The organism is Iningainema tapete BLCC-T55, assembly GCF_014698965.1.
Lineage (GTDB): Bacteria > Cyanobacteriota > Cyanobacteriia > Cyanobacteriales > Nostocaceae > Iningainema > Iningainema tapete.
In genome coordinates this window covers 1-21,718 of record NZ_JACXAE010000053.1, presented here as the reverse complement: position 1 = coordinate 21,718, position 21,718 = coordinate 1, and the positions used below count along the sequence as shown (strand labels likewise).

The following is a 21,718-nucleotide window of genomic DNA, read 5'->3' as shown; positions in this document are numbered from 1 at the left end:
TACTTTTATCCCGCTAGTTAAAATCATGAGAATTTGTTTGGTTTACCGTACCAGTATATTACAATTTTCTCTACCTTTAAATACAGCTATTTTATGGTTCGGCAATCATCATTTATTTAGTGATAAAAACCGAATTTATAACTTAATTATTTATGAATAACATGATAATCAAAGCTAAAAATTAAGTTGTAAATCAGATTGAGAAGAGGCATAACCAAGATGTTAGTTCGTTACAACCGCTGGCAAGAATTCAACTCTTTGCAACGTCAAATCAACCGTTTGTTTGAAGATACTAGAGTATCACCAGAAGTATTTGAAAAAGGCTTTGTCAGCGTTCCGGCTGCTGAATTGCAAGAGACTGAAGATGTAATTCATTTGAAGCTAGAACTTCCAGGAATAGAAGCTAAAGACTTGGATGTGCAAGTCACTTCTCGTGCTGTTTCCATTAGTGGTGAGCGCAAGTCTGAAAACAAGACTGAAGAAAACGGTGTAACCCGTAGCGAATTCCACTACGGTAAATTCCAGCGCGTGATTCCTCTACCTGCGCAAGTTCAGAATAGCAATGTTACTGCAGAATACAAAGACGGTATTTTGAATTTGACACTACCAAAGACTGAACCTGAAAAGAACAAAGTTGTCAAAGTCAACTTGGAGCAAGCTGCTGGTTAATTGCTAGCAAATGTGCATGGTACGCCATGAACTGAAGTTCATGGCTAATAGCGTGCATTCAGTTAAAACGGACTGAAATATCTCCGAAGATCCCCGACTTCGTAAAAGTTGTCGGGGATCTTGGTATTTCAAAACGCGAAAAAGGTTAAAGAGGAAATTTAATTCCTCTTCAACCCTACCTACGCATGAGGATTTGTGAGATAGATGCAATCCCTGATGCTCTGATGTCTGCTTTATTTGGTACAATTGTACTATAAAATTAGGCAAATGTCACTACTCAATAACAAGAAGCTTTTTACTTGCCAATTTGGCAACAACTTGAATTAGGCAAGACTATCGTGTTCAATACAACTATAATTTGACGATTTTCAGCCCAGCTTTGTGCTGGGGCTTTTTTTGGGTAATAGAATCGTAAATGTACTGCCTTTACCTAATTCACTTTGTACATTTAAACTGCCGTGATGTGCAAGAACGATGTCTGACGACAAGCCGCTCCGCGTCTACGCCATCGCAATTGCCAATCCTAAACCAGAACCGCCAGTCCTACGAGAGCGATCGCTATTCACCCGATAGAAGCGATCAAAAATCCGCTTTTATGGTAGCGTAGTCTCCATTAGACATCTCCAAAAATTAATTATGCGTTGTCTACAACCCTTGTATAGACGCGATGGGACAAAGTCTCTACATTGTTTTTCACTGCTATGTCTATTACCCAGTCTACCAAATACTTCTGCTGGGTAAGAGTGCGCTTAATCGCCGCGCCCAAATCTGGTTCATCTTCAACTAGCAGCACTCTCATATAGTGTTACTTCACACCTAACTATGTTTCAGGTTCACTTCTAGACTTAGATTGACAGAACTAGATGAAATTAGAGAGTGTATATTTTTATTCGTTTATCGTAGGTAACGTCGCCACTAAAGTATTGCTAAACTTAAGATGAGTTAATTCAGCAGGAGGAACAAATGGGTTTTTACTCACAGAAAATCCTTCCCTATCTTTTTGATTTGTCACTATCCGATCCAATTCTTGCTAACTACCGTCAAGAGATTTTAGCAGGAGTGAAAGGAGAAATTTTGGAAATAGGTTTTGGCACAGGCTTGAATCTCCCCTACTATCCTGAACATGTCCATAAGATTGTGGCGATCGATGCCAACAGTGGTACTCGCAAATTAGCGCAAAAACGCATTCAGACATCATCCATTATTGTCAATTACCAAGTGTTAAATGGTGAAAACTTGCCAATGGCAGACAATACATTTGACAGCGTGGTAAGCACTTGGACTTTATGTAGCATGAAGAACGTTGAACAGGCGCTCAAGGAAATTTACCGAGTCCTAAAGCCAGGAGGACGTTTCTTTTTTGTCGAACATGGACTTTCCTACGAACCTAAAGTTCAAGTTTGGCAAAACCGATTGACACCATTACAAAAAGTAATTGCGGATGGTTGCCACTTGAACCGTAATATTAAACAAATAGTTGAGAATCAATTTGACACAGTTTCATTAGAAGAGTTTTACGCACCCAAATTACCAAAGATTACCGATTACCTCTATAAAGGGATAGCAACCAAGCCGCGATGAGTCCTACGTCTTGTTACTTGGTGAAAATTGAAGCATTGATCGCAAGCTTCAAGAGTATTGAAAATGCATACACCAAGCTCACTTGTTGTACCAAGCTTTTCGCCACTGCTTCATTTGGTCAATTTCTTTCTGTTGTGAAGTAATAATCTCTTGAGCTAATTTTTTCACTTCAGGACGTTTAGACTTTTTCAAGGCATCTTGAGCCATCACTACAGCACCTTCATGGTGAGGAATCATCCCATTGAGGAAGCGCAAGTCAAACTCTGCATCGGCTGCACCCAAATTCATACTCATTTTCATCGCTTGCATTTGCTCAGATGACATCTGTTTTAACTTTCCCGATGCCGAATCGTAAGCCATTGGTTGATTTCCTGCATTGGCATACCAAGATTGTCGCCACTGCTTCATCTGGCGGATTTCTAAGTTTTGCGCTTTAATAATATCGGCTGCTAGCTGTTTGATTTGGGGACGTTTTGACTTTTGCTGTGCTTCTTGCGCCATTTCTGTTGCCCCTTGATGGTGAATTGTCATGGCATCAATGAACCGCAAATCATAGTTAGCATTACTCCGACCTAAATCCATGCTATGGTTCATACCACCATGATTCATCCCTCCATGATTCATGTGTTGCTTATTGCTAGCTTCGGTTGCTGTGGTATTTGTGGCCTCGGTTTGGTTTTGAGAAGCATTTGTCGAACAAGCTGTAAGCACTCCACCTGTTAGAGAAGCGATTGCGAAAAAGCTGAACGCAAAAAACCCAGTTTTCCAAGAAATATTTTGCATAAATTTGTTATTCCTCTATAGCTTTCACTACAAATTACATAGCTGCTGTTATTATAAAATCTCCAGTTAGCTGTAGTGTCAACTTCCATTTTTTGTTAGCAGGAGCGTAGTCGTTCGCCCCTACTAAACGTTTATTGTTTCAAAGCAAAATGAAATTAAGATGAAATTTTTTCAGATCCCCGACTTCTTTGAGAAGTAGGGGATCTGGTTTGCTCAAGACTTGACTCTCCACTCTACTAGAGGTTTTAACATAGGTTTAATTCAACTTTTTGTCGTCCAATGGAAAAAACCACACTCAAGTTACACGGTATGAGTTGCGCCTCTTGTGCTAACAGTGTTGAAAAGGCGATTCGTTCTGTACCTGGTGTGAATGAATGTCAGGTTAATTTTGGTGCAGAGCAAGCAACAGTAAAGTACGATCCTAAAGAAACTGATTTAAAAGCCATTCAAGATGCTGTAGATGCAGCAGGTTACTCTGCCTATCCCCTCCAAGAACGGGACATAATGACTGGAGAAGATGATGCGGAAAAACAGGTCCGGTTGAAAGAAACCCGAAATTTGCTGCGCAAGTTGGTGGCTGGTGGAATTTTGAGCGCTGTACTGGTGATAGGCTCACTTCCTGCTATGACTGGGTTACACCTGCCCTTGATTCCCATGTGGCTGCATAATCCTTGGGTGCAGCTGGTATTAACTGCTCCGGTACAGTTCTGGTGTGGAGCATCTTTCTACGTAAATGCTTGGAAAGCTCTCAAGCGTCATACTGCAACTATGGATACACTAGTTGTTTTAGGTACTAGTACAGCCTATCTATATTCCCTTTTCCCTACTTTCTTTCCAGACTACTTCATCGCTCAAGGTTTGAAACCTGATGTGTATTATGAGGCAGCAGCAATAATCATTACCCTGATTTTGCTGGGTAGGGTTCTCGAAAATCGTGCTAGGAGACAGACTTCAGAAGCGATTCGCAAGCTGATTGCTTTACAAGCTAAGACGGCTCGTCTGGTTCGGGGTGGGCGAGAAGTCGATGTCCCGATTGAAGAAGTCCAGATTGAGGATGTGGTGTTGGTGCGTCCGGGTGAGAGTATTCCCGTAGATGGGGAAGTGATAGAAGGAACATCGACAATCGACGAGGCAATGGTGACTGGAGAAAGTGTGTCAGTGAAAAAGCACCCAGGTGATGAAGTGATTGGAGCTACCATTAACAAAACAGGAAGTTTTAAGTTTCGAGCAACACGGGTAGGAAAAGATACAGTATTGGCGCAAATTGTCCAACTCGTGCAGCAGGCTCAAGGAAGCAAAGCACCGATTCAGCGATTAGCTGACAAAGTAACTGGATGGTTTGTGCCTGCGGTAATTGCGATCGCCTTCCTCACTTTCATCATCTGGTTCACCATTACGAGCAACCTCACTCTCGCTCTTAACGCGACTGTTGGAGTGTTAATTATTGCTTGTCCCTGTGCGTTAGGTTTGGCAACTCCTACATCTGTAATGGTGGGTACTGGGAAGGGTGCAGAAAACGGTATTCTAATTAAAGACGCCCAGAGTTTGGAACTGGCACACAAAATACAAACGATTGTGTTAGATAAAACGGGGACGATTACGCAAGGCAAACCAACTGTTACAGATTTTGTCACAGTTAATGGTACAGAAAATGGTAATGAACTCAAGCTGCTCAAGTTAGCTGCTTCTGTGGAACGCAACTCTGAACATCCTCTGGCAGAGGCAGTGGTTCGCTATGCTTCCTCTCAACAAGTTGAGTTAGTTGATGCCAAGAATTTTGAGGCAATCGCAGGTAGCGGTGTGCAAGGAATTGTCGATGATAATCTAGTACAAATCGGCACGCAACGCTGGATGAGCGAATTGGGGATTGATACTCAAGTTTTGCAATCGTGTCGAGAGCGATTAGAATATTTAAGCAAAACTACAATTTTGATCGCGGTAGATGGGCAAGTTCAGGGAATTATGGGGATTTCTGATGCCTTGAAACCTTCTTCTGTTCAGGCTATCCGAGCTCTGGAGAGACTGGGTTTAGAGGTTGTCATGTTAACAGGGGATAATCGCCCTACAGCTGAAGCGATCGCCCGTGAAGTCGGTATCAAGCAAGTATTTGCCGAAGTCAGACCTGATCAAAAAGCCGCAGTTGTCAAGTCTCTCCAGAAAGAAGAGCAGAAGAGCAGGGGAGTAGGGGAGCAGGGGAGAAACCGCAATTCAAAGTCTAGAATTGTGGCAATGGTTGGAGATGGGATTAATGATGCGCCTGCACTGGCGGTTGCAGATGTGGGGATTGCGATTGGTACAGGAACAGATGTGGCGATCGCCGCTAGTGATATTACTCTAATCTCTGGGGATTTGCGGTTTATTGTCACTGCTATTCAACTCTCTCGTGCTACCATTGGTAATATTCGTCAAAATCTCTTTTTTGCCTTTGTTTACAATGTGGCGGGAATACCGATAGCAGCAGGGATTCTTTTTCCCATCTTTGGTTGGTTGCTTAATCCGATGATTGCAGGTGCGGCAATGGCTTTTAGCTCGGTTTCTGTTGTCAGTAATGCTCTGCGTTTGCGTAATTTTAAACCTAAGGCGATTGGGCTTTAAACCACTGCGCTCTCCACAATCGCATCGGATGCCTCATGCGATACAAGTTGGTGGGTTGGCTTTAATTGGATTAGAATGAATTATGGTGGTTCCTTTTCAATCAGCTAAATTTACCGGAAGTTCAGTTAAGGCAATAAGTTTTATATGTTAATGCAAGAAGAAGCAAAGCTAATTGGTTCAGTTGCAAAAGAAACTGGTGTGCCTATTAAAACCATTCGCTATTATGAGGAGTTAGGGCTACTCAAGGCATCAGGTCGAACTGAGGGTGGTTTTAGATTGTTTAATTCTGATGTTTTGGTTCGCCTAAACTTTATTAAACGCGCCCAAAGTTTGGGAATGAGCCTTTCTGAGATTAAGGAATTTTTGAGTGTTCACGATCAGGGGAATTTGCCTTGCGAGCAGATTAAAGCTAAGTTGCAAGATAAGTTAATAGCTATTGATGAACAAATTCAGCAACTACTTGTCTTTAAGTTAGAGTTGGAGGGACTACTTTCGGGTTGGGAAACTGTACCTCAAACTTCAGAGCAAACAATTTGCCCGATTATTGAGAAACCAATTTAATGTCGGTTTTTTTCTGGCTCAGTTAAAGTAACAATTTCTTCAAACTGGAAGTTATTGATTAAGTGAGCGATCGCATAGGCAACAGTAGTGTGTTCGTTCTATTGTTGGTACAAGCCGACTTTCAACGTCAAGCTAGACAAGATTCGGAACGCATCAAAGAAGCTGAACTTCCACAATTATGGATTCTTGCCTCAACAGTCTCAGATAACCTGCTGTTGTCAGTAAAAATGGCATAATTTGTAACTAATGCTCCTCAAGCACCAGTGTAGAATCAGCGGTACGCCCAAATTCTTCAGGCGCGTATTGCAGGTGTACTTCAGTACCAGGATAGAGAAATGTACCAGGAGTAACAGAACGAACTAAGTAGTGGAAACTATAAACTCCTGGTTCGAGATGATTGGCGTAAGCGACGATGCGATCGCGATAAATAGTCTTGAACCCAATTTCCCAACTATCTGATGAAGCTATGTTAGCAGCAGTGGAGGTTTGAAAACTAGCATCCACTGCCTCAAATCCAGCAGGTAGCGGATCTTTAATTACCACATGCTCCACAGGGCGATCGGCAATAACTTCCAAACCAATATCAAATACTTGCCCGCTTTCTAAAGTTAATGGCTTATCACTAGCATAAAGTCCCAATTTTTGCAATACTTTCTCCTGCCCTACTCTACGGATTTCCCTTGTTACCCGTAAACCGTTAAACCTTCCTGGTTGATTTCCTTGTAAACGGTAGCGGTACGCGACTAGATAATGCAACCTACCTTTACCTGATTTTTGCAACAGCAAATCATGACGCCCACGCGGTAATTCCGCCATTGGTACTTTCACCTCAAAGCTAGGATTGCGCAAACCTTCAAAACGCTTTTCTCCCAACTTTTTACCAGCTAATTGCACTTTCGCCACAATATTTTCTGGTTTGGGCTGCATTTTAGCATACTCCACCAAAGCTGTCAACGCTTGGGCATTATCATAGCTAGTCTGCCATGTACCATCTCGGCGCAGTGCCAGCAAACTTTGCAATAATTTATCCACAACTTCTGGTTTTGCAGACGAAGCCATAAACAATCGCAAAGCTTGGGCTTGCGCTGTGGTAGGTGAACTCATCCATCCCCAGCTACGGGGTATACTCACAACTGCTGTGCGACCAGTTTCATATATACTCTGTTGTAACTGATTCAACATTTGTTTAGACTCATCTTGCCATTCGGAAAACTGGGATAAGTATCGCGCTAGTTTAATTTGAGTAACTAAATCAAAAGCTTTGCGCTGACGATATATATCTGCAAGAAAACTATTGCGCTTGTCTCCCAATTCTGCTAAACTTACCAAAGCATTTAGTTGCAGTTGATTTTTACACAACTGCTGTTTGCAAAACTCGTATTGTCCCGGATTCGCCAGAACTTTCTGCAAATATACCTTAAGGCGAGACACCATCCCAGAATCTACTAACCCAGGAAACACCTGACTTGCTTTAGCCAGAGACTCCGCTGTATAAGCAGAAACCCAAGGATCAGATTTTTGTTGTCCCCCAAAAGCCGCAAAGCCACCGTCGGCTAGTTGAAGCTTTTGCAATCGTTTCATCAAGGCTTGGCGCGTGGAAGAATCACTCGCTATTCCCAATTCCGACAGAGTTTGTAGATGAGCAGCGATGATTAACTGACTCGCCACAGGTTCTGTAAAAGGTAAATCATCTTCCCAAACCTGCTGTGCTGGTGCTTTAATTTCTGGTATCAAGGTACTCGCTAGTTGAATATCTAAACCTCCCCCATCAGGGACAACATTTTGATCTATATTGAGAGGAATCTTGACTTGAACCCCCCTCAATCCCCCCTTAAAAAGGGGGGATTGAGGGGGGTGGGGGATCGCACCTGTATCCACTACTTGTTCTGTAATTTCTAGTGGCTTAATTTCCAAAGGCACTTCAAAAGCGTCAGTTGCTGTACGATTTAGTTGAGTAGTAAAGCGAACCTTACCCACCCCAACACTACTTGCTACCATCCCAAAACGATAAGCTGTAGAGACGTTACATGTACCGTCTTTACACAATTCCGTTTGCAAAGCAGTTTGAGATTTATTGCCTTCAAATTTAACAGCGCCGCCAACTTCACCATTAACTGCTAAATTACCAGTTTTACCAGTGTTATTAGTCACAGACAAACCAGCTTGAAATCGATCGCCACTCCGAGCAAACTGTGGTAATATGGCATTGGTGATCAACGGCTTTGTCGTGATAAACGTTGCTTCGCCATTACCAAAACGTAAATTTTCATTACTGGCGATCGCCATCACCCGCCATGTAGTCAAATCATGTGGTAATTTAAACTTAACTTGTGCCTTACCACTAGCATCAGTAAGAACAGAACCATTATAGTAAGCTAGTGCTTGAAAATCTTTACGGATGCGGGTACTTGCTGCACTAGCAGATAACCCACCACCATAACCCCAACCTTTAGGTTCAGCTAAAGCTTGTTGTTTTATCACAACATTCCCGCGATTATCACTAAAGCGGGTAGATATCGGTTGTTCAGCATAAACAGTATTTACCAGATCCGGTGGACGATATCCAGAAAGCTGTAACACCGCCTCATTCACCACCATTACTGTAAACTGTCCTTTACTGGGGTGTCCCTGGCTGTCTTTAAGTTCCAATTGTACCGTTTGTTCTGCACCAGGTTCCAAGGACGGTTGTACAGGGGTAACTTGCAATTTGAGACGTTTATCATCCAAGTTAACTTTAAAGGTTGCAAAACCAATTCGCACCAAACTATCTAAACTTCCAGGCTCCACTTGATTGAGACTCGCACCTTGTCTTACCAACACAGCTTGTACCGCTGCATTGGGTAACATTTCTGGTGTGACTTTGAACTGAATTTGCGGCGCTCCTCCCTTAACTTTGGTAATCTGTTGATAAAGGGGTTTGTCCTTAACTACAGCAAAGTATAATTCCCCTTCGGAAAAAGGAGATTGAATCAGTGCAGTAGCAGTTTCACCTAGTTTAAGCGTTGTTTTATCAAGTTTAACTTCTAGACGTTCTCGTTCTCCTGAACCCCAAAACACTGGATTTTCCCCTGTCGCCCAAATTTGTAAATCTGTTGCTGTAGAGACGCGCCATGGCGCGTCTCTACCATCGTCGCTAAAATTTGCTCTAATGCGGTAAGAGCCAGATTCAGGTGGTGTCAGCGTCACAGATTGAGGACTATTTGCAGAAATTACCTGTGCTTGTGCAACTGTTTTGTATTCAACTTGATTTTTTGGCGTCTGACTACCTTCCACCACCTGAGTCACACTACTATATTTCATCTGTTGCAATTCCACAGCCACCCGTTGACCTAAGAGTGGTTTTCCTGTAAAATCAGTAACGATAACTTCAATGGGAAAAGCTTTACCAGACGCAGCAACAAAATTGCTCTTTAACCCGATGAAGCGATCGCTTGGTAATGCTATAAAAGTCTGAGAATTTGCCACCGATAGATTAGAAACATCTGCGACTTGAACATCCACACGGTAAGTCATCGGATAAGGTAAATCCTTCCCCACTGTCACCGTTTGACTACTTTTACCATTTCCATCAAGTTGTACACCAGCTTGTAAAACATCATTGGGTACAGAAGGAGGTTCCTCAGGGAAAAACCATTGTCTACCAAAAGTAAATTCCTCCCAACCCTTAGGCTTAAAATTACTTTGCTGACGAGTCACAAAATATTTAGCATTTCCTCCTTCCACAGGAGAACCAAATAAATAATTACTTGTAGCTTTTGCCTCAACTTTACCATCAATTAGAGCAAATTCTTTATCTAAAGCAAGTTCCACTTTGAAATTAGGAGGCTTAAAGTCAGCTACCCGAAATTCCCCAGAAAGCTCTTGCCCATTCTTACCTTTAGCTATAATTGTATAAAAACCTAATTTTTGATTACTTTTAATTGGTAATTCTAGAGAAAACGTGGCAAACTCATTCGTTGTTTGCGTACCTAAATCAGTCTTTTGTCCATCTGGGTTGACAAGAGTTAACTGATAAACAGAATTTTTATCCTGCTGAAGGATACCATTTTGCAAATAGTCAGCAAAACCAGTAAACCAAGCTTTTTCTCCTGGTTGATACAACTGCCTATCCGAGAAGATTACCCCGCGTGATACTGGCTTACCATCTTCCCAACCAGCATCAATTCCATAACCATAAGCACCACTATATTCCTCTGTACGTGCAAACGCCCAATCTTGATTTTCACGAGCAATTACTAACAATTTTGGTTCTTTGACAAACCTTTGATTACCGCCAAAACATTGTTGTAAATTCTCACGACTAACTTGGAAAACACCATTTTCATCAGTTTTACCCGATGCACAAGGTACAGGTTGAGTACGAGTTTTCACATCTAACTTTGAGGCATAAATTTCCACCGCTGCTTTTACTGGTGAACCATTATTAAGATGATGTACTCGTATTAACCCCGATTCGGGAAACCATTGAGTAAATAAGCCCAAATTTGTTAGTTGAACCAAACCATAACTAGTAGGTTCCCGCCATAGTTCCTTACCATTCTCTTGATAAGTATTAGTGCGTGCTTGCACTCCATAAGCCAACATACCAGTAGCAGCACCAAGTTTTTCCCGTACAGGTACAGTAACGTCAACTGACTTATTTTTCTTAACAGCTAATTTAAAACTTTGCCACTCAGTTGGTTTAGGCAATAAATCGTAAGCAGAATTGCTATAAACTAAATCTGTTGGTTTAATTACTTGGTAAGCTGCTTTATAATTTGATTCAGGTAAATTTACTGTATTGATATTTAGTTGTAAATTGTTACCAGCAGGGAAAATATTCAATCCTTCAGGAACCCAAATATTCCCAGCCAAATCACCAGTTTCATACTTGACTGTAACAGGTTTACCTAAAGTTTGTCCAAACTGGTCTTTGAGATTTGCACCAAGAGTAATTGTATAATTAGTGTTAGGTTCTAGAGCATAAGGATTGATACTGATAAATTTATCGCGATCGCTTACTTGGAAAATGCGCGGAATAGATTTTGGTGCAGGATTAATTTTAACATTTTCAATAACTGAACTTGCGACTAAGCCATTATTAAACTCTAATTGAGGACTACCTTTAACAAATCGCCCATAGCTTCCCCCAGCATCTGGCTGTCCGTAAAATTTAATTTCCTTAAACGCCAAAGGAAAATAAGTATTTACCTTACTGACAAAAGCTTGCGCACTCTTAAGATTACCATAAGCAGGAAGTATACCGGGAGAAAACTCCAAGCGATAATTTGTAGCCTTTTTAATTTCCTGAGGAATCAGATTATAAATCCAATTGCGTGCAGAAGGGTCAAACTTCTCCAAAGGGTCATCACTTTTTTGAGACTGTTCTTCCTTAGCCAATTCTACCTTAAAATGTACACCCTTATTTTTCCCCTCTGGAATCAATTGTAAATGCTCTTGCACAGAAGCTAAATCAAGTTCCACATTCGAGGTAACTTTTAACCTTTGCTTTAAATCAATTGGTTCACCTTGAGAATCCTCAAGAGAATTCTTACCTGGTAAATTAGTCAACTTGATTGGCTCAGTTTCAAAAGTCCAAGCCAAATCTTGAGCAAGACGGTGATTTTGCAAATCTGCCAAACCAGCTTTGAGAGTAACTTGAAATCGCGTTGCTTTTGGTAATGCTTTATCAGCTTGAAATCCCACCATACGCGGCGTCAAAAATCGAAATCTACCAGGTATTAATGGCACAAGTTCAAACTTTTGTAACAAACTCTGCTGTTCTAAACTATCCAGACTTTCAACAGGAATTAAAGCCTCCTTAAACCGGATGCGAATTTGATTCAGAGGTGTAGCATCACCAACCGGACTAATTTGTTCAATCCAATCTGGTAACGGTGGTGCACTTAAAGGTGAAACCGCAGGAAGTTTTTCTTTACCTGGCTCAATATTCACTAAACCAACCCAATTACACCCTGCTATTCCTAACATAAGTGTAAGAACAAGCAGGGAGCGCAGCAAAATTCTTATGACCATGCCAAGCATGACCTTTACTATATATAATATGTATTATATTGATACCCAATTTAGATGGATTGTTCCGGAAATTTGATGTGTGGAATTATTAACGAACCGCAGAGGCACAGAGAGCGCAGAAATTATTTCTCTTCCTCTGTGTACTCTGCGTCTCTGTGGTTCAAATAAAAACAGGATTCGCGCTATGAGACGAGCTTCACCGTTGCTAATCCTCATCAAGCAAAAACTTAAGCATCAGCTAAATCGCAAAACCAGCAAAGTTATCCTCGTTTTGCTTTTGATATGCGTGACAGTGCGCTTACTTCCCTACTTAGCACCTATTCATGCTTTAGATATTGTACAGGAGCAGTTGGCACTTGAATTTGTAGACCGCAATGGGCTACGATTGGGAACATTGCTGACTCGCGACCAAGAGCATACAGCAGTAGTACCATTGGAGCAGGTTTCTCCTCAGTTTGTTCAGGCTATTTTGGCTGCTGAAGATGGGGGCTTTTACGAGCATGGTGCGTTGGATATGAAAGCAGCTGCTCGCGCAATCAAAGATACAATTCATTTCAAAAGGATTGTTTCTGGTGCTTCTACGATTACAATGCAGTTGGCGCGGATGTTAGATCCTGTTCCCCGCAATGTGTTAGGTAAAGTTCAGGAAGTTTGGTTATCTTGGCGCTTAACTGCTGGGATGAGTAAACAGGAAATTCTCTCGGCGTATATTAATCGTTTACCAATGGGGGGGAATATTTACGGTGTGGAAGCTGCTGCTCGTACTTATTTTTCCATACCAGCTAGCGATGTGAATCTTGCTCAAGCTAGTCTTTTGGCGGCTATTCCTAATAATCCTACTTACTTTAATCCCTATGAGCATTATCAACGTTTGAAGCAGCGGCAGAAATATGTCCTCAATCGTATGGTACAAGACGGGTATATCACTGGCTCTTTGGCGGAACGAGCATTTGCTGAAGAAGTTTTGTTCCAGTCTCGCAAGGAAGGTATTATTGCTGCACCACACTTTTTGTTTTGGCTAGCTAGTTATAACCCACCCCCCCAACCCCCCCTTATGAAGGGGGGGCAAGGGGGGGTGGGCAAAGTTCCCCCCTTTTTAAGGGGGGCAAGGGGGGATCAAGTTTTATCGAACCCCATCGGTACTACTATAGATCTTTCGTTACAGCAATTTGTCGAAGCGCAGGTGCGGCAGGTAATTTATTCTCTCGCTGCAAATAATGTCCATGACGCAGCTGCTTTGGTAATTGATAACCATACAGGGGAAGTTTTGGCTTATGTAGGTTCACCTGACTACTTTGATGAAGAATTGGGGCGAAATGATGGTGTACAGGCGTTGCGTCAACCTGGCTCTACCCTCAAGCCGTTTTTGTATGAGTTGGCTTTGGCAAAAGGTGTGATTCGTCCGAATACAATTTTAGCTGATGAGCCTGCACACTATGCGATTCCAGGGGGAAAACTCTATAGTCCTACAGATTATAGCCAAAGTTTTCTCGGTCCAGTACGGGTACGTGTGGCTTTGGCAAATTCTCTTAATACTCCGGCTGTGCGAGTTTTGTCCAAGGTGGGTGTGCAGTCTTTTCTGAATCATCTCCACGATTTAGGGTTTGAACACCTAAATCAAAGCGTAGAATACTATGGGCTAGGTTTGACTCTCGGTAGTGGCGAAGTCAGTTTATGGGAACTAGCTAGAGCTTATGTCACTATGGCACGACAAGGACAACCTACGCCGTTGATAACTACTTCCCAATCCAAAATCCGCATTCCCAGGCAGGAGCCAGGGAACGAATCTGCATTCCCAGGCAGGAGCCAGGGAAGGAGCCAAAATCCGACAACGTGGCAATTGATTACCGATATGTTGAGCGATCGCCATGCGCGTGCAGCAGCATTTGGTGTAGACTCTGTACTAAGTTTACCATTTCCTGCTGCTGTTAAAACTGGCACTTCTTCTAATTTTCGCGATACTTGGACAGTTGGGTTTACCACCGATTACACTGTCGCTACCTGGGTAGGTAATTTCGATGGTGAGCCGATGCGACAGGTATCAGGAGTTACGGGAGCAGCACCCTTGTGGAATCGGATTATGTTACACCTGCACTCCTTAGAAGAACCTGCTAGTTTTCCACCTCCAGTAGATATGGTACAACTACCTATCTGTGCAACTTCTGGGTTACAACCTACACCTGATTGTTCTTCAGTAGTACAGGAATATTTTTACGCAGAAGACAAATCAAGAGTGCCTCAAGAGTATCAATCTAGTGTTGCTTCTAGCAAGTTGAAGATTTTATCTCCTCAAAATGGTGATACATTCTTGCTATATCCACAACAAGAGCAACAAAAACTGGAGTTTAAGGTAGCAGGAATCAGTACAGCACCTGTTGAGTGGTGGCTGAATGGTAAAAAGCTAGCTACAGAATCGTCTAATTCTTTATTTTGGACTCTGCACCCTGGTAAGTGGACGTTGGAAGTTAGAAGTGGTGACAAGAGCGATAAGATAAGTTTTCAAGTGCAGCTAGCTAGTAGAAAATCAACACGTCGCGGTTTTTCTATTGAACGTATATACCATTAGTGCTAATTAGCTGTGGAGTTGATGTTTGGACGATGTCATCATACTCTTGAGTTTTTTCCAATTGCAGTCTAAGATCCCGTGCACCACTTGGGAGGTCGTAGCGTACACGTACAATGGTTCTTAGGTCTAAATCCTCCAGATTCACGTTAGAATTCAAGCGCCTCAAGTTTAACTGCTTGACAGGTATGACTTCCGGTGGTAGTATGACCCTGCCAGCACTGTTGGGAATAAGTCGCGCTCCTGTGTTGGTATAAACTGGAATCCAACGACCGTTTCGACGTGCTTGTACTTGATAGACAGCATTTGCATAAGTCGTGACTGGCTTGTCAAGAATAGCAAGCTGTGTGACTAGAGCAGAGTTGTCTGTGTCAGCTTTCTCGATTCGCCCCAGTTTTAATACGGTATCCCAACCCTGTTGACGTTGTCTGTCCTCTGGAGAAAAGTCTATATTTGAACCTACTTGACTTGGTAAACTGGGTACGCTAGCGAGTCTGATCAGATTACCGGAAGCATTTGTGCGATAGATCCAGTTTTGCGAACCATTAGTAACCAGCACCTGCCAACCAGGTACTGTACTTTGGGTACAGTAAGTGCCAGGTTCAGCCAAACCAAGACAACTATCAGACCAAATGTGCGATTCTGCTTGAACAATACGGAAAGCTCTCACTGGCTGTTTTGTACGTTGAGATGCATCTTTGATCACAGCGATAGCGATCGGTCTAGGTAAATCATTGTCCAGGCTTCGGGGATAAATTGAAGGCTGTTGTGCTAGCTGGACAGTCTCAGCTTGAGCAACAACAGGAGTGACGAAAGAAGAAGCTAACACACAGCTAGCAACCATTACTTTGGTTAAAAATTGAGGTCTCATCAGAGTTAAAACCTCCTTACTTGACGACTTGATAGTAAACATGATTATTCAAGACAAATTATTAGAAATATTTTTATGAATCTCGAAATAATCATGTCCATAATTATTTTTGTTTTAACAAAATTTTCCTAAACATTTTTCTATCGAAGGGGAGATATTGATGATAAAAAACTAAAAAAGCCAAATTTTCATTCTTATAATTTTATTAGAAAAATCAACTGCTTATCCACCACTTTTCCACTATTTAGAGTTATCTTCAAACCATATAGTAATCCTAAATGATTCGGGAAATTTTCCGCTCGTGGCTGTCATTTGTCATTTGTCGCTTGTCCAACAGAAGCGATTGAATAGGATAAGCCCTTAGTGTATTTACATTCCTCGAACTGATTAGGAGATTGTGCTTGCGCAAATTGTCGTTGGATTATGGCATTAGGTAGCCATAGCTGAGGAACCAAGACCCTATGGTTGTAAGGCTCTCTATACAAAATGCTAGGATAGATACAGGGATTGAGCGTAGAACCAGGACCTGTAAATGCAGATAAAAGAGTAGCTAAAAGAACAATAAGTAGCCTCGCCCAAACTTTTGCCCAAATTGTTTCCACTAGCTCAATACTTTTTTGGCTTAGGTGATTGAGTTGATTCATAAACTCTCCTAACTAAAAACTTTTAACTTAATGAAACTTTACAAACGCCCTAAAATTAAATGAATTCCGACAGCCTTACCCATTTCTCCTATCCGCTCACAGGTAGATTCAAATATGGATTTAAGCTCTTTGGATTCCATCAAATTAGCGCTGTTATTAAAGACTACAGCAATGCGACGTAAAGGCTCACCAGCTACTTTGTTGTAGTTGTCGAGATTTAAAACCTTTGCACGTTCAAGCATTGTGTAGCGATAATTCATTTCATCTTCTAGTAAAAATAAAGCTGAAAGCGCTGAAGCTACATCCCGAAAATTTGAACGCCATAACCAAGGGGCATTTCCCCGAAACCTTGGAAGAGAATTGTAGTTATTCTGAGTGTTTTTTACCATTTGAACATTTATCCTCGTCTTTGCATTTGTACTTAGTATTGATGCTTTGTGCTTTTAAATCGCCTAAATGTGTTGGTACGGCTCTTCTTTTAATATGCGGTCAAAATCACCAATGCTCTCAATTTACCTAAAAGAAGTCGAAAAATTGGGTAGAAATCGGGTAGAAATCGGGGAGGGATGATGAGCGCGTTAAATTTTGGCTATTGCTAGACCTTAAACTTTTATTTGATTTTGTGGAATTTTGACAGTAAAATGAGTTCCAACTCCCACATCACTTTCTACAGAAATTTCTCCCCGATGCAAATCCAGACACTTTTTCACCACAGCTAATCCCAATCCTGTGCCAAGAATTCCCTTCACATTGTTGCCTCGCTTAAAAGGCTCATACAATTCCTGTTGAATTTCTTTTGGAATGCCAATGCCAAAGTCCTTGACTTGAAATGTAATAGCTTCAGGTTCACATTTGAAAGTGAAACAAATATCTTTGCTTTGGGGCGAATACTTGATTGCATTGGAAAGTAAGTTACTAAGAATAGAGTACAGCAACTTCTCATCTACCCAAGCATGAGTGCAACTACCTTGTTTGTCAAAGCTAATGAAATGCTGAGAGTTGCTCATAGTTTGGATATCTTCAATTAAATTAAGACAAAAAGTTTGCATTTCAACGAATTCGGGTTTATATTCCAGCTTCCCCGCTTCTGCTCTTGCTAATGTTAGGATATCTGAAAGCAGTTGAGTCATTAACCGAGCCGAAGACTGGATGCGGTATAGATTTTTGAGTTTTTGTTTTTCAACGAGAGATTGAAGACTTTCTTCTAAGAGTTGAGCCGATCCTAAAATAACGCTCAAAGGAGTACGAAATTCATGAGAAACCATTGAGAAAAACTGAAGCTTGAGTTCGCCTAGTTCTTTTTCTTGAGCAAGCTTGCTTTGAAGAGTTTCTGCTTGCTGGCGCTTAATCATTTGGCGATAGAGTTGAGCGTATACCTCAAAGAGGATAGCAAAAGTAAAAAAAGTTCCTAATATTTCTATAAGCATTCTAGATTGAATGCTAGACTGGGATTGTTTAACCCAGACGAATAGTGCCTGTTCTTCTTCAAGTCGCATTTGGTCAATAATTTGTTGAAGTTCAGCCCAGTTACGCTTGCTCTCAACTGCGAGAGTTGTTTGATTCGATGGAGAATACGTGCCTTTTTGATACAAGTTAATGGACTGCTGAGATAAAACAAGCCTTTGAGCAAGAAGGGATTCTAGCTTTGCCAAGTGTTGATGATGCTCCTTTGAGTTTTTATCTAACAATCTCCGTAATTTGTTAAGTTGTGGAGCGATCGCTTGAATTGCCTGATTATAACGCTTTAACTCTGACTTATCTCCTAAAAGGATGTAACCGCGTCGCCCAGAGTCAGCATCGTTCAAGGTAGCAGTAACACCGATGAGTGTTTCAAGGACTTCATGGCTTTGTTTTACTTTTTGTGTACTTTTCTTTAAACTGGTTGCATTTTGGTAAGAAATGCCACTAATAATAGCCATAACCGCCACTGCAAGACCAAACCCACCGGCAATCCACTTTTTCTCAAAAGACCATTTCATCATGTTTTGTGCCTGGTAATCTAAAATCTAAAGTTTAAAATCCAAAATTCTAATGCGTATCTTGGTCGTTGAAGATGATGTCCAAATTGCGGATATGCTAGCGGAGGCGCTGACCAATCGGCAGTATGTAGTGGACGTGGTGCAAGATGGCGAAGCGGCATTGAATTATGTTCAAACGCTAGATTATGATTTAATTCTGCTAGATATTACTTTACCCAAACTAGATGGGATTGGGTTGTGTCAACAACTGCGTGCTTACAACGTCTCCATCCCCATCCTAATGCTGACTGCCCGCGATACCATCGCTGATAAAATTGTCGGGCTGGATGCCGGGGCGGATGACTATATGGTCAAGCCTTTTGACTTAGGAGAACTGATGGCTCGCGTGCGAGCATTATTGCGCCGGGGGAGTTCTGTAGCAGGAGCAAAACTTTTTTGGGGAAATTTGTGCATCAATCCCAGTACCTATGAAGTGACCTATGAAGACCAGTTTGTGAATCTGACCCCGAAGGAGTATGCAATTCTAGAGCTACTGGTTTCTAGCGGTCGTCGAGTGTTGAGTAGACCGGGAATTATTGAACGGATCTGGTCACTAGAAGATCCACCTAGTGAGGATACTGTCAAGTCCCACATCAAAAGTTTGCGACAAAAACTTAGGGAAGTTGGTGCGCCCGATGCCTTCATTGAGACGGTTCACGGACTGGGTTATCGTCTCAAGCAGCTTTGATTCTACCCGATTTTTCCCCAATTTCTCCCTGCTTTTTCAACTTCTTTTGAATAAAAAGTAACTGGTAGAAATAAATAATCGCAAATACAGCGAAAAAGATTCTGGCGATCGCGCTCTGCGCTAAAGGTGAACTTCGATGAGCGCAGTTCCTTAATTCTTCAGTATTATACTAAGTTGAATGTAGTGATACCAACCAACCTGCCGTTGAACAGATGGCACTATTTCTTTAGTAAAATTTTAAGAAAGCAGAGGAGAACTCCACCAGTTTTCCACTAGTTGAGTTTAAGTTTGATAAGAACTACACGATTGCGAATACTTCACGAGGAAAGATCAAATGCGATATGTCCTAATTTTCACTATGTTAATCTGCATCTTATTGTCAGGTTGTGAGTACTTTATCCCTCATACTAGTGATGCACTTTCTCAAACAAAGCAATTGAAAGAACTTCAGAAGCAAACCGAACAAATTGAACAACAAACAAAAGCACTGGATCGATTGGCAAATTCAGCTGAAAAAATCACTAATTCTCAAAACTGATTTACTACATGTACTATGATATATGGCTTGCTACTTTTGAGCCAAAGATGTTTGTAAAATTACCTCCATGCCTTTATTAGTAGAAGTTATTTGAGAGGAGAGGAAAAATTTAATGAAAGGATTAAAAGGCAAGAATGCCCTGGTTACGGGTGCAAGTTGTGGTATTGGGCAGGCAATTGCTATCCGCCTCGCTCAAGAAGGCTGCAATATCGCCATTAACTTTAGATGAAGCAGCATACATCACCGGACAAACACTGTTTATAGATGGGGGACTGACACTGTTTGCAGACTTTCGCCAAGCATGGTCTGCTTGAAGATTGATCGTCGCACCCAATTTGATCACAACCAGCAAAGTACTTTCTACTACTCATTTCGAGTTACCTAATTGATTCGCTCCGCACAGAACAAATATTCTCCAGATTCAGGTAGCAATACTTGCGCCTGTTCGGTAGGGATATCTTGTGGGATTAAATTTTTGACGCAGGCTACCTCAACCGTCCTAAAAGAATTCATTTCTAAAAAGGTAGGAAGCTCATCGGAAAATACTTGCCATTGAAAAGGCTCGCCTATAAGCCAGAGTTCCATGTTGACAAGCCAATTTACTAGTCCTTTTGGCTTCTGGAATCGCGAGTTGACTATCTTTTTGCCCATCTTTTTGCTCAGCAAGTACAGTCCCAATTAAACCACTGCCCGAACCACTATACTTGTGAATGGTCTGCAAGAACTCGCGTACCTTAGCTTCAGTTAAGTACATGAAAAGACCTTCCACTACAAACAGAGAAACTGCATGGCGATTGTAATGCGCGGTGGATGTAAGTACATCAGCTAGTGTCTGCTGCGTAAAATCCACAGGCAACAATTTTAAGTTAGCTTTTATACCTCCATGTCGTTCCAAAACTATGCGTTTGATTTGCTGCGTAGCAGGGTGGTCTATCTCCCACCAACGGACTGCGGGAAATTCTTGATGAAGACGATATGCTAAGGTATCAAACCCCGGACCAATGACCACTATTTGTGAACAGCCAGAATCCAACGCATCACGGACTTTATCTTCAAACCAAAGTTTCCGCAAGAGATTGTGAATCGTTATACCTGGTAACTTCCATTGCTCAATGCGCTGCATACATGGGCACATAGAAGCACAGTTTGAGAGAGTGCTTGAGTTGGCGGTTAATCCTGGAACACCTTGAAGAAACCACCTTGTGGGAGGAACGGTATCTGAAGGCACGAGCTTGCCGAAAGCTGACTCGTACAATAAAAGCACTGCGTTAATAGCTACGGATTGAGCAGTTGAACTAGATTGTTGATTACGCATTTTTCTTTAAAAGTAGTAAATAATAAAACATCAAGTCACGATTTTCAATTCAAAACACTGACAAGCTCTTCAAATAAACCTACTAAACCTCCTGTCGCACCACCTGTGACCACGCCGAAGTTTAGGAAAAAGTTGAGCCGCTCAACTGAATAAGATTAATGAGGAACTATTTACAAAAGATAAGCTTTAATAGTGGAAAAGTCGTGCAGGATTCAAGCGCATCTAGGTGGACATATTCCGGCTGTTGCACTGACGGGTATGTCAAAAGATCTGGAAACTCTGAATAACTATATCAATTCTCCACGAGTTTTCCACTATTTGATTATTAAATTAAAGAAATGGTAACTTGCAGGTTTCTAATTTTTTAAACTTGGGATGAGAATATATTTCTATCGTTTAACGGAAGAATAGCGTGAAGATAACTAGAAAATAATACTTCAAAATAAAAGTGAATTAATCAAAGAGCCATCTAAAACGAAAGGAAATTTAATATTCAATAGAAATTGATGCAAATTGCTCTTGTAAAGCTTGATTAATTTTACCCAGTATTAGGTTATAATTTATGACTGCTATCAACACACTGTATAAATAACAGATAATCAAGCAGCAAATCTCAACCGTCCAGCATCATTCATTGTTACCAATACTTACGTTGATGCTAACAAGATTACACAATATGCAGTGAAGAATGTTGCAGCAGCAACTCAATCTAATATAGTGGTCACGAACCAAAAAAATCAATAAACAAAATATAAATTGGTTTTAATTTATGTCAAATATTTTTTCTAAATTTCACTTTTACCGTCGCTTTTCTTCCCCTTTTTTGTCGCTTTTGATGGCATTTGGTATTGTTATCACTTCGGCTGAAGCATCCCTA

Annotated in this window: 15 protein-coding genes and 3 pseudogenes; 9 read left to right on the top strand and 9 right to left on the bottom strand. The window is 41.4% G+C overall.

Annotated features, from left to right (window positions below; all coding sequences use genetic code 11):
- The first annotated feature begins 219 nt into the window (after positions 1 to 219).
- On the top strand, positions 220 to 669 hold the full coding sequence (locus ICL16_RS15075; RefSeq protein ID WP_190829093.1) for an Hsp20/alpha crystallin family protein: 450 nt from the start codon (positions 220 to 222) through the stop codon (positions 667 to 669).
- Between the two features lie 368 nt (positions 670 to 1,037).
- Here ICL16_RS15075 and ICL16_RS45665 read toward each other — a convergent pair.
- Both ICL16_RS45665 and ICL16_RS15070 read right to left on the bottom strand, forming a co-directional pair.
- A pseudogene (locus ICL16_RS45665) lies at positions 1,038 to 1,259 on the bottom strand (ATP-binding protein); the annotation flags it as partial.
- A gap of 113 nt (positions 1,260 to 1,372) precedes the next feature.
- Positions 1,373 to 1,468, bottom strand: a pseudogene (locus ICL16_RS15070) (DNA-binding response regulator); the annotation flags it as partial.
- 164 nt (positions 1,469 to 1,632) lie between these two features.
- Here ICL16_RS15070 and ICL16_RS15065 point away from each other — a divergent pair.
- The gene (locus ICL16_RS15065; protein ID WP_190829091.1) at positions 1,633 to 2,250 is read left to right on the top strand and encodes a class I SAM-dependent methyltransferase; all 618 of its coding nucleotides are present in this window, start codon (positions 1,633 to 1,635) and stop codon (positions 2,248 to 2,250) included.
- 78 nt (positions 2,251 to 2,328) lie between these two features.
- Here ICL16_RS15065 and ICL16_RS15060 read toward each other — a convergent pair whose 3' ends face one another.
- Positions 2,329 to 3,033: a DUF305 domain-containing protein gene (locus tag ICL16_RS15060; RefSeq protein WP_190829089.1), complete on the bottom strand. Its 705-nt coding sequence runs from the start codon at positions 3,031 to 3,033 to the stop codon at positions 2,329 to 2,331.
- 279 nt (positions 3,034 to 3,312) lie between these two features.
- Between ICL16_RS15060 and ICL16_RS15055 the strand changes: the two genes are divergently transcribed.
- The 3 genes from ICL16_RS15055 to ICL16_RS15045 all read left to right on the top strand — a co-directional run bounded on the left by ICL16_RS15055 (position 3,313) and on the right by ICL16_RS15045 (position 6,425).
- The gene (locus tag ICL16_RS15055) at positions 3,313 to 5,628 is read left to right on the top strand and encodes a heavy metal translocating P-type ATPase (protein ID WP_190829087.1); all 2,316 of its coding nucleotides are present in this window, start codon (positions 3,313 to 3,315) and stop codon (positions 5,626 to 5,628) included.
- A 144-nt stretch (positions 5,629 to 5,772) separates the two neighbouring features.
- The gene (locus tag ICL16_RS15050; protein WP_190829085.1) at positions 5,773 to 6,189 is read left to right on the top strand and encodes a heavy metal-responsive transcriptional regulator; all 417 of its coding nucleotides are present in this window, start codon (positions 5,773 to 5,775) and stop codon (positions 6,187 to 6,189) included.
- Between the two features lie 62 nt (positions 6,190 to 6,251).
- Positions 6,252 to 6,425 carry a hypothetical protein gene (locus tag ICL16_RS15045; RefSeq protein WP_190829083.1) on the top strand — a complete coding sequence of 58 codons (174 nt, stop codon included), beginning with the start codon at positions 6,252 to 6,254 and terminating at the stop codon, positions 6,423 to 6,425.
- 7 nt (positions 6,426 to 6,432) lie between these two features.
- Here ICL16_RS15045 and ICL16_RS15040 read toward each other — a convergent pair whose 3' ends face one another.
- Complete coding sequence (locus ICL16_RS15040) at positions 6,433 to 12,204, bottom strand: alpha-2-macroglobulin family protein (RefSeq protein WP_190829081.1); 5,772 nt, start codon at positions 12,202 to 12,204, stop codon at positions 6,433 to 6,435.
- A gap of 184 nt (positions 12,205 to 12,388) precedes the next feature.
- On the opposite strand from ICL16_RS15040, the gene ICL16_RS15035 reads away from it, so the two are divergent.
- Positions 12,389 to 14,770, top strand: a complete 2,382-nt coding sequence (locus tag ICL16_RS15035) for a penicillin-binding protein 1C (protein WP_190829079.1) — start codon at positions 12,389 to 12,391, stop codon at positions 14,768 to 14,770.
- Here ICL16_RS15035 and ICL16_RS15030 read toward each other — a convergent pair.
- The 4 genes from ICL16_RS15030 to ICL16_RS15015 all read right to left on the bottom strand — a co-directional run bounded on the left by ICL16_RS15030 (position 14,748) and on the right by ICL16_RS15015 (position 18,264).
- Positions 14,748 to 15,638: a hypothetical protein gene (locus ICL16_RS15030; protein ID WP_190829072.1), complete on the bottom strand. Its 891-nt coding sequence runs from the start codon at positions 15,636 to 15,638 to the stop codon at positions 14,748 to 14,750. The genes ICL16_RS15035 and ICL16_RS15030 overlap by 23 nt on opposite strands.
- A gap of 308 nt (positions 15,639 to 15,946) precedes the next feature.
- Entirely contained in the window at positions 15,947 to 16,282 is a 336-nt protein-coding gene (locus tag ICL16_RS15025) for a hypothetical protein (protein WP_190829070.1), read from the bottom strand.
- Between the two features lie 38 nt (positions 16,283 to 16,320).
- Positions 16,321 to 16,671, bottom strand: a complete 351-nt coding sequence (locus ICL16_RS15020) for a hypothetical protein (RefSeq protein ID WP_190829067.1) — start codon at positions 16,669 to 16,671, stop codon at positions 16,321 to 16,323.
- A gap of 213 nt (positions 16,672 to 16,884) precedes the next feature.
- A complete protein-coding gene (locus ICL16_RS15015; protein ID WP_337907013.1) occupies positions 16,885 to 18,264 on the bottom strand; it encodes a sensor histidine kinase in 1,380 nt (459 codons plus the stop codon).
- A gap of 49 nt (positions 18,265 to 18,313) precedes the next feature.
- On the opposite strand from ICL16_RS15015, the gene ICL16_RS15010 reads away from it, so the two are divergent.
- From ICL16_RS15010 to ICL16_RS15000, 3 genes and pseudogenes are all read left to right on the top strand, one after another.
- On the top strand, positions 18,314 to 18,988 hold the full coding sequence (locus ICL16_RS15010) for a response regulator transcription factor (protein ID WP_190829065.1): 675 nt from the start codon (positions 18,314 to 18,316) through the stop codon (positions 18,986 to 18,988).
- A 334-nt stretch (positions 18,989 to 19,322) separates the two neighbouring features.
- Positions 19,323 to 19,526: a hypothetical protein gene (locus ICL16_RS15005; RefSeq protein ID WP_190829063.1), complete on the top strand. Its 204-nt coding sequence runs from the start codon at positions 19,323 to 19,325 to the stop codon at positions 19,524 to 19,526.
- A 112-nt stretch (positions 19,527 to 19,638) separates the two neighbouring features.
- A pseudogene (locus tag ICL16_RS15000) lies at positions 19,639 to 19,752 on the top strand (SDR family NAD(P)-dependent oxidoreductase); the annotation flags it as partial.
- A 306-nt stretch (positions 19,753 to 20,058) separates the two neighbouring features.
- On the opposite strand, the gene ICL16_RS14995 reads toward ICL16_RS15000, so the two are convergent.
- Entirely contained in the window at positions 20,059 to 20,841 is a 783-nt protein-coding gene (locus tag ICL16_RS14995; RefSeq protein WP_190829061.1) for a class I SAM-dependent methyltransferase, read from the bottom strand.
- Positions 20,842 to 21,718: the final 877 nt, after the last annotated feature.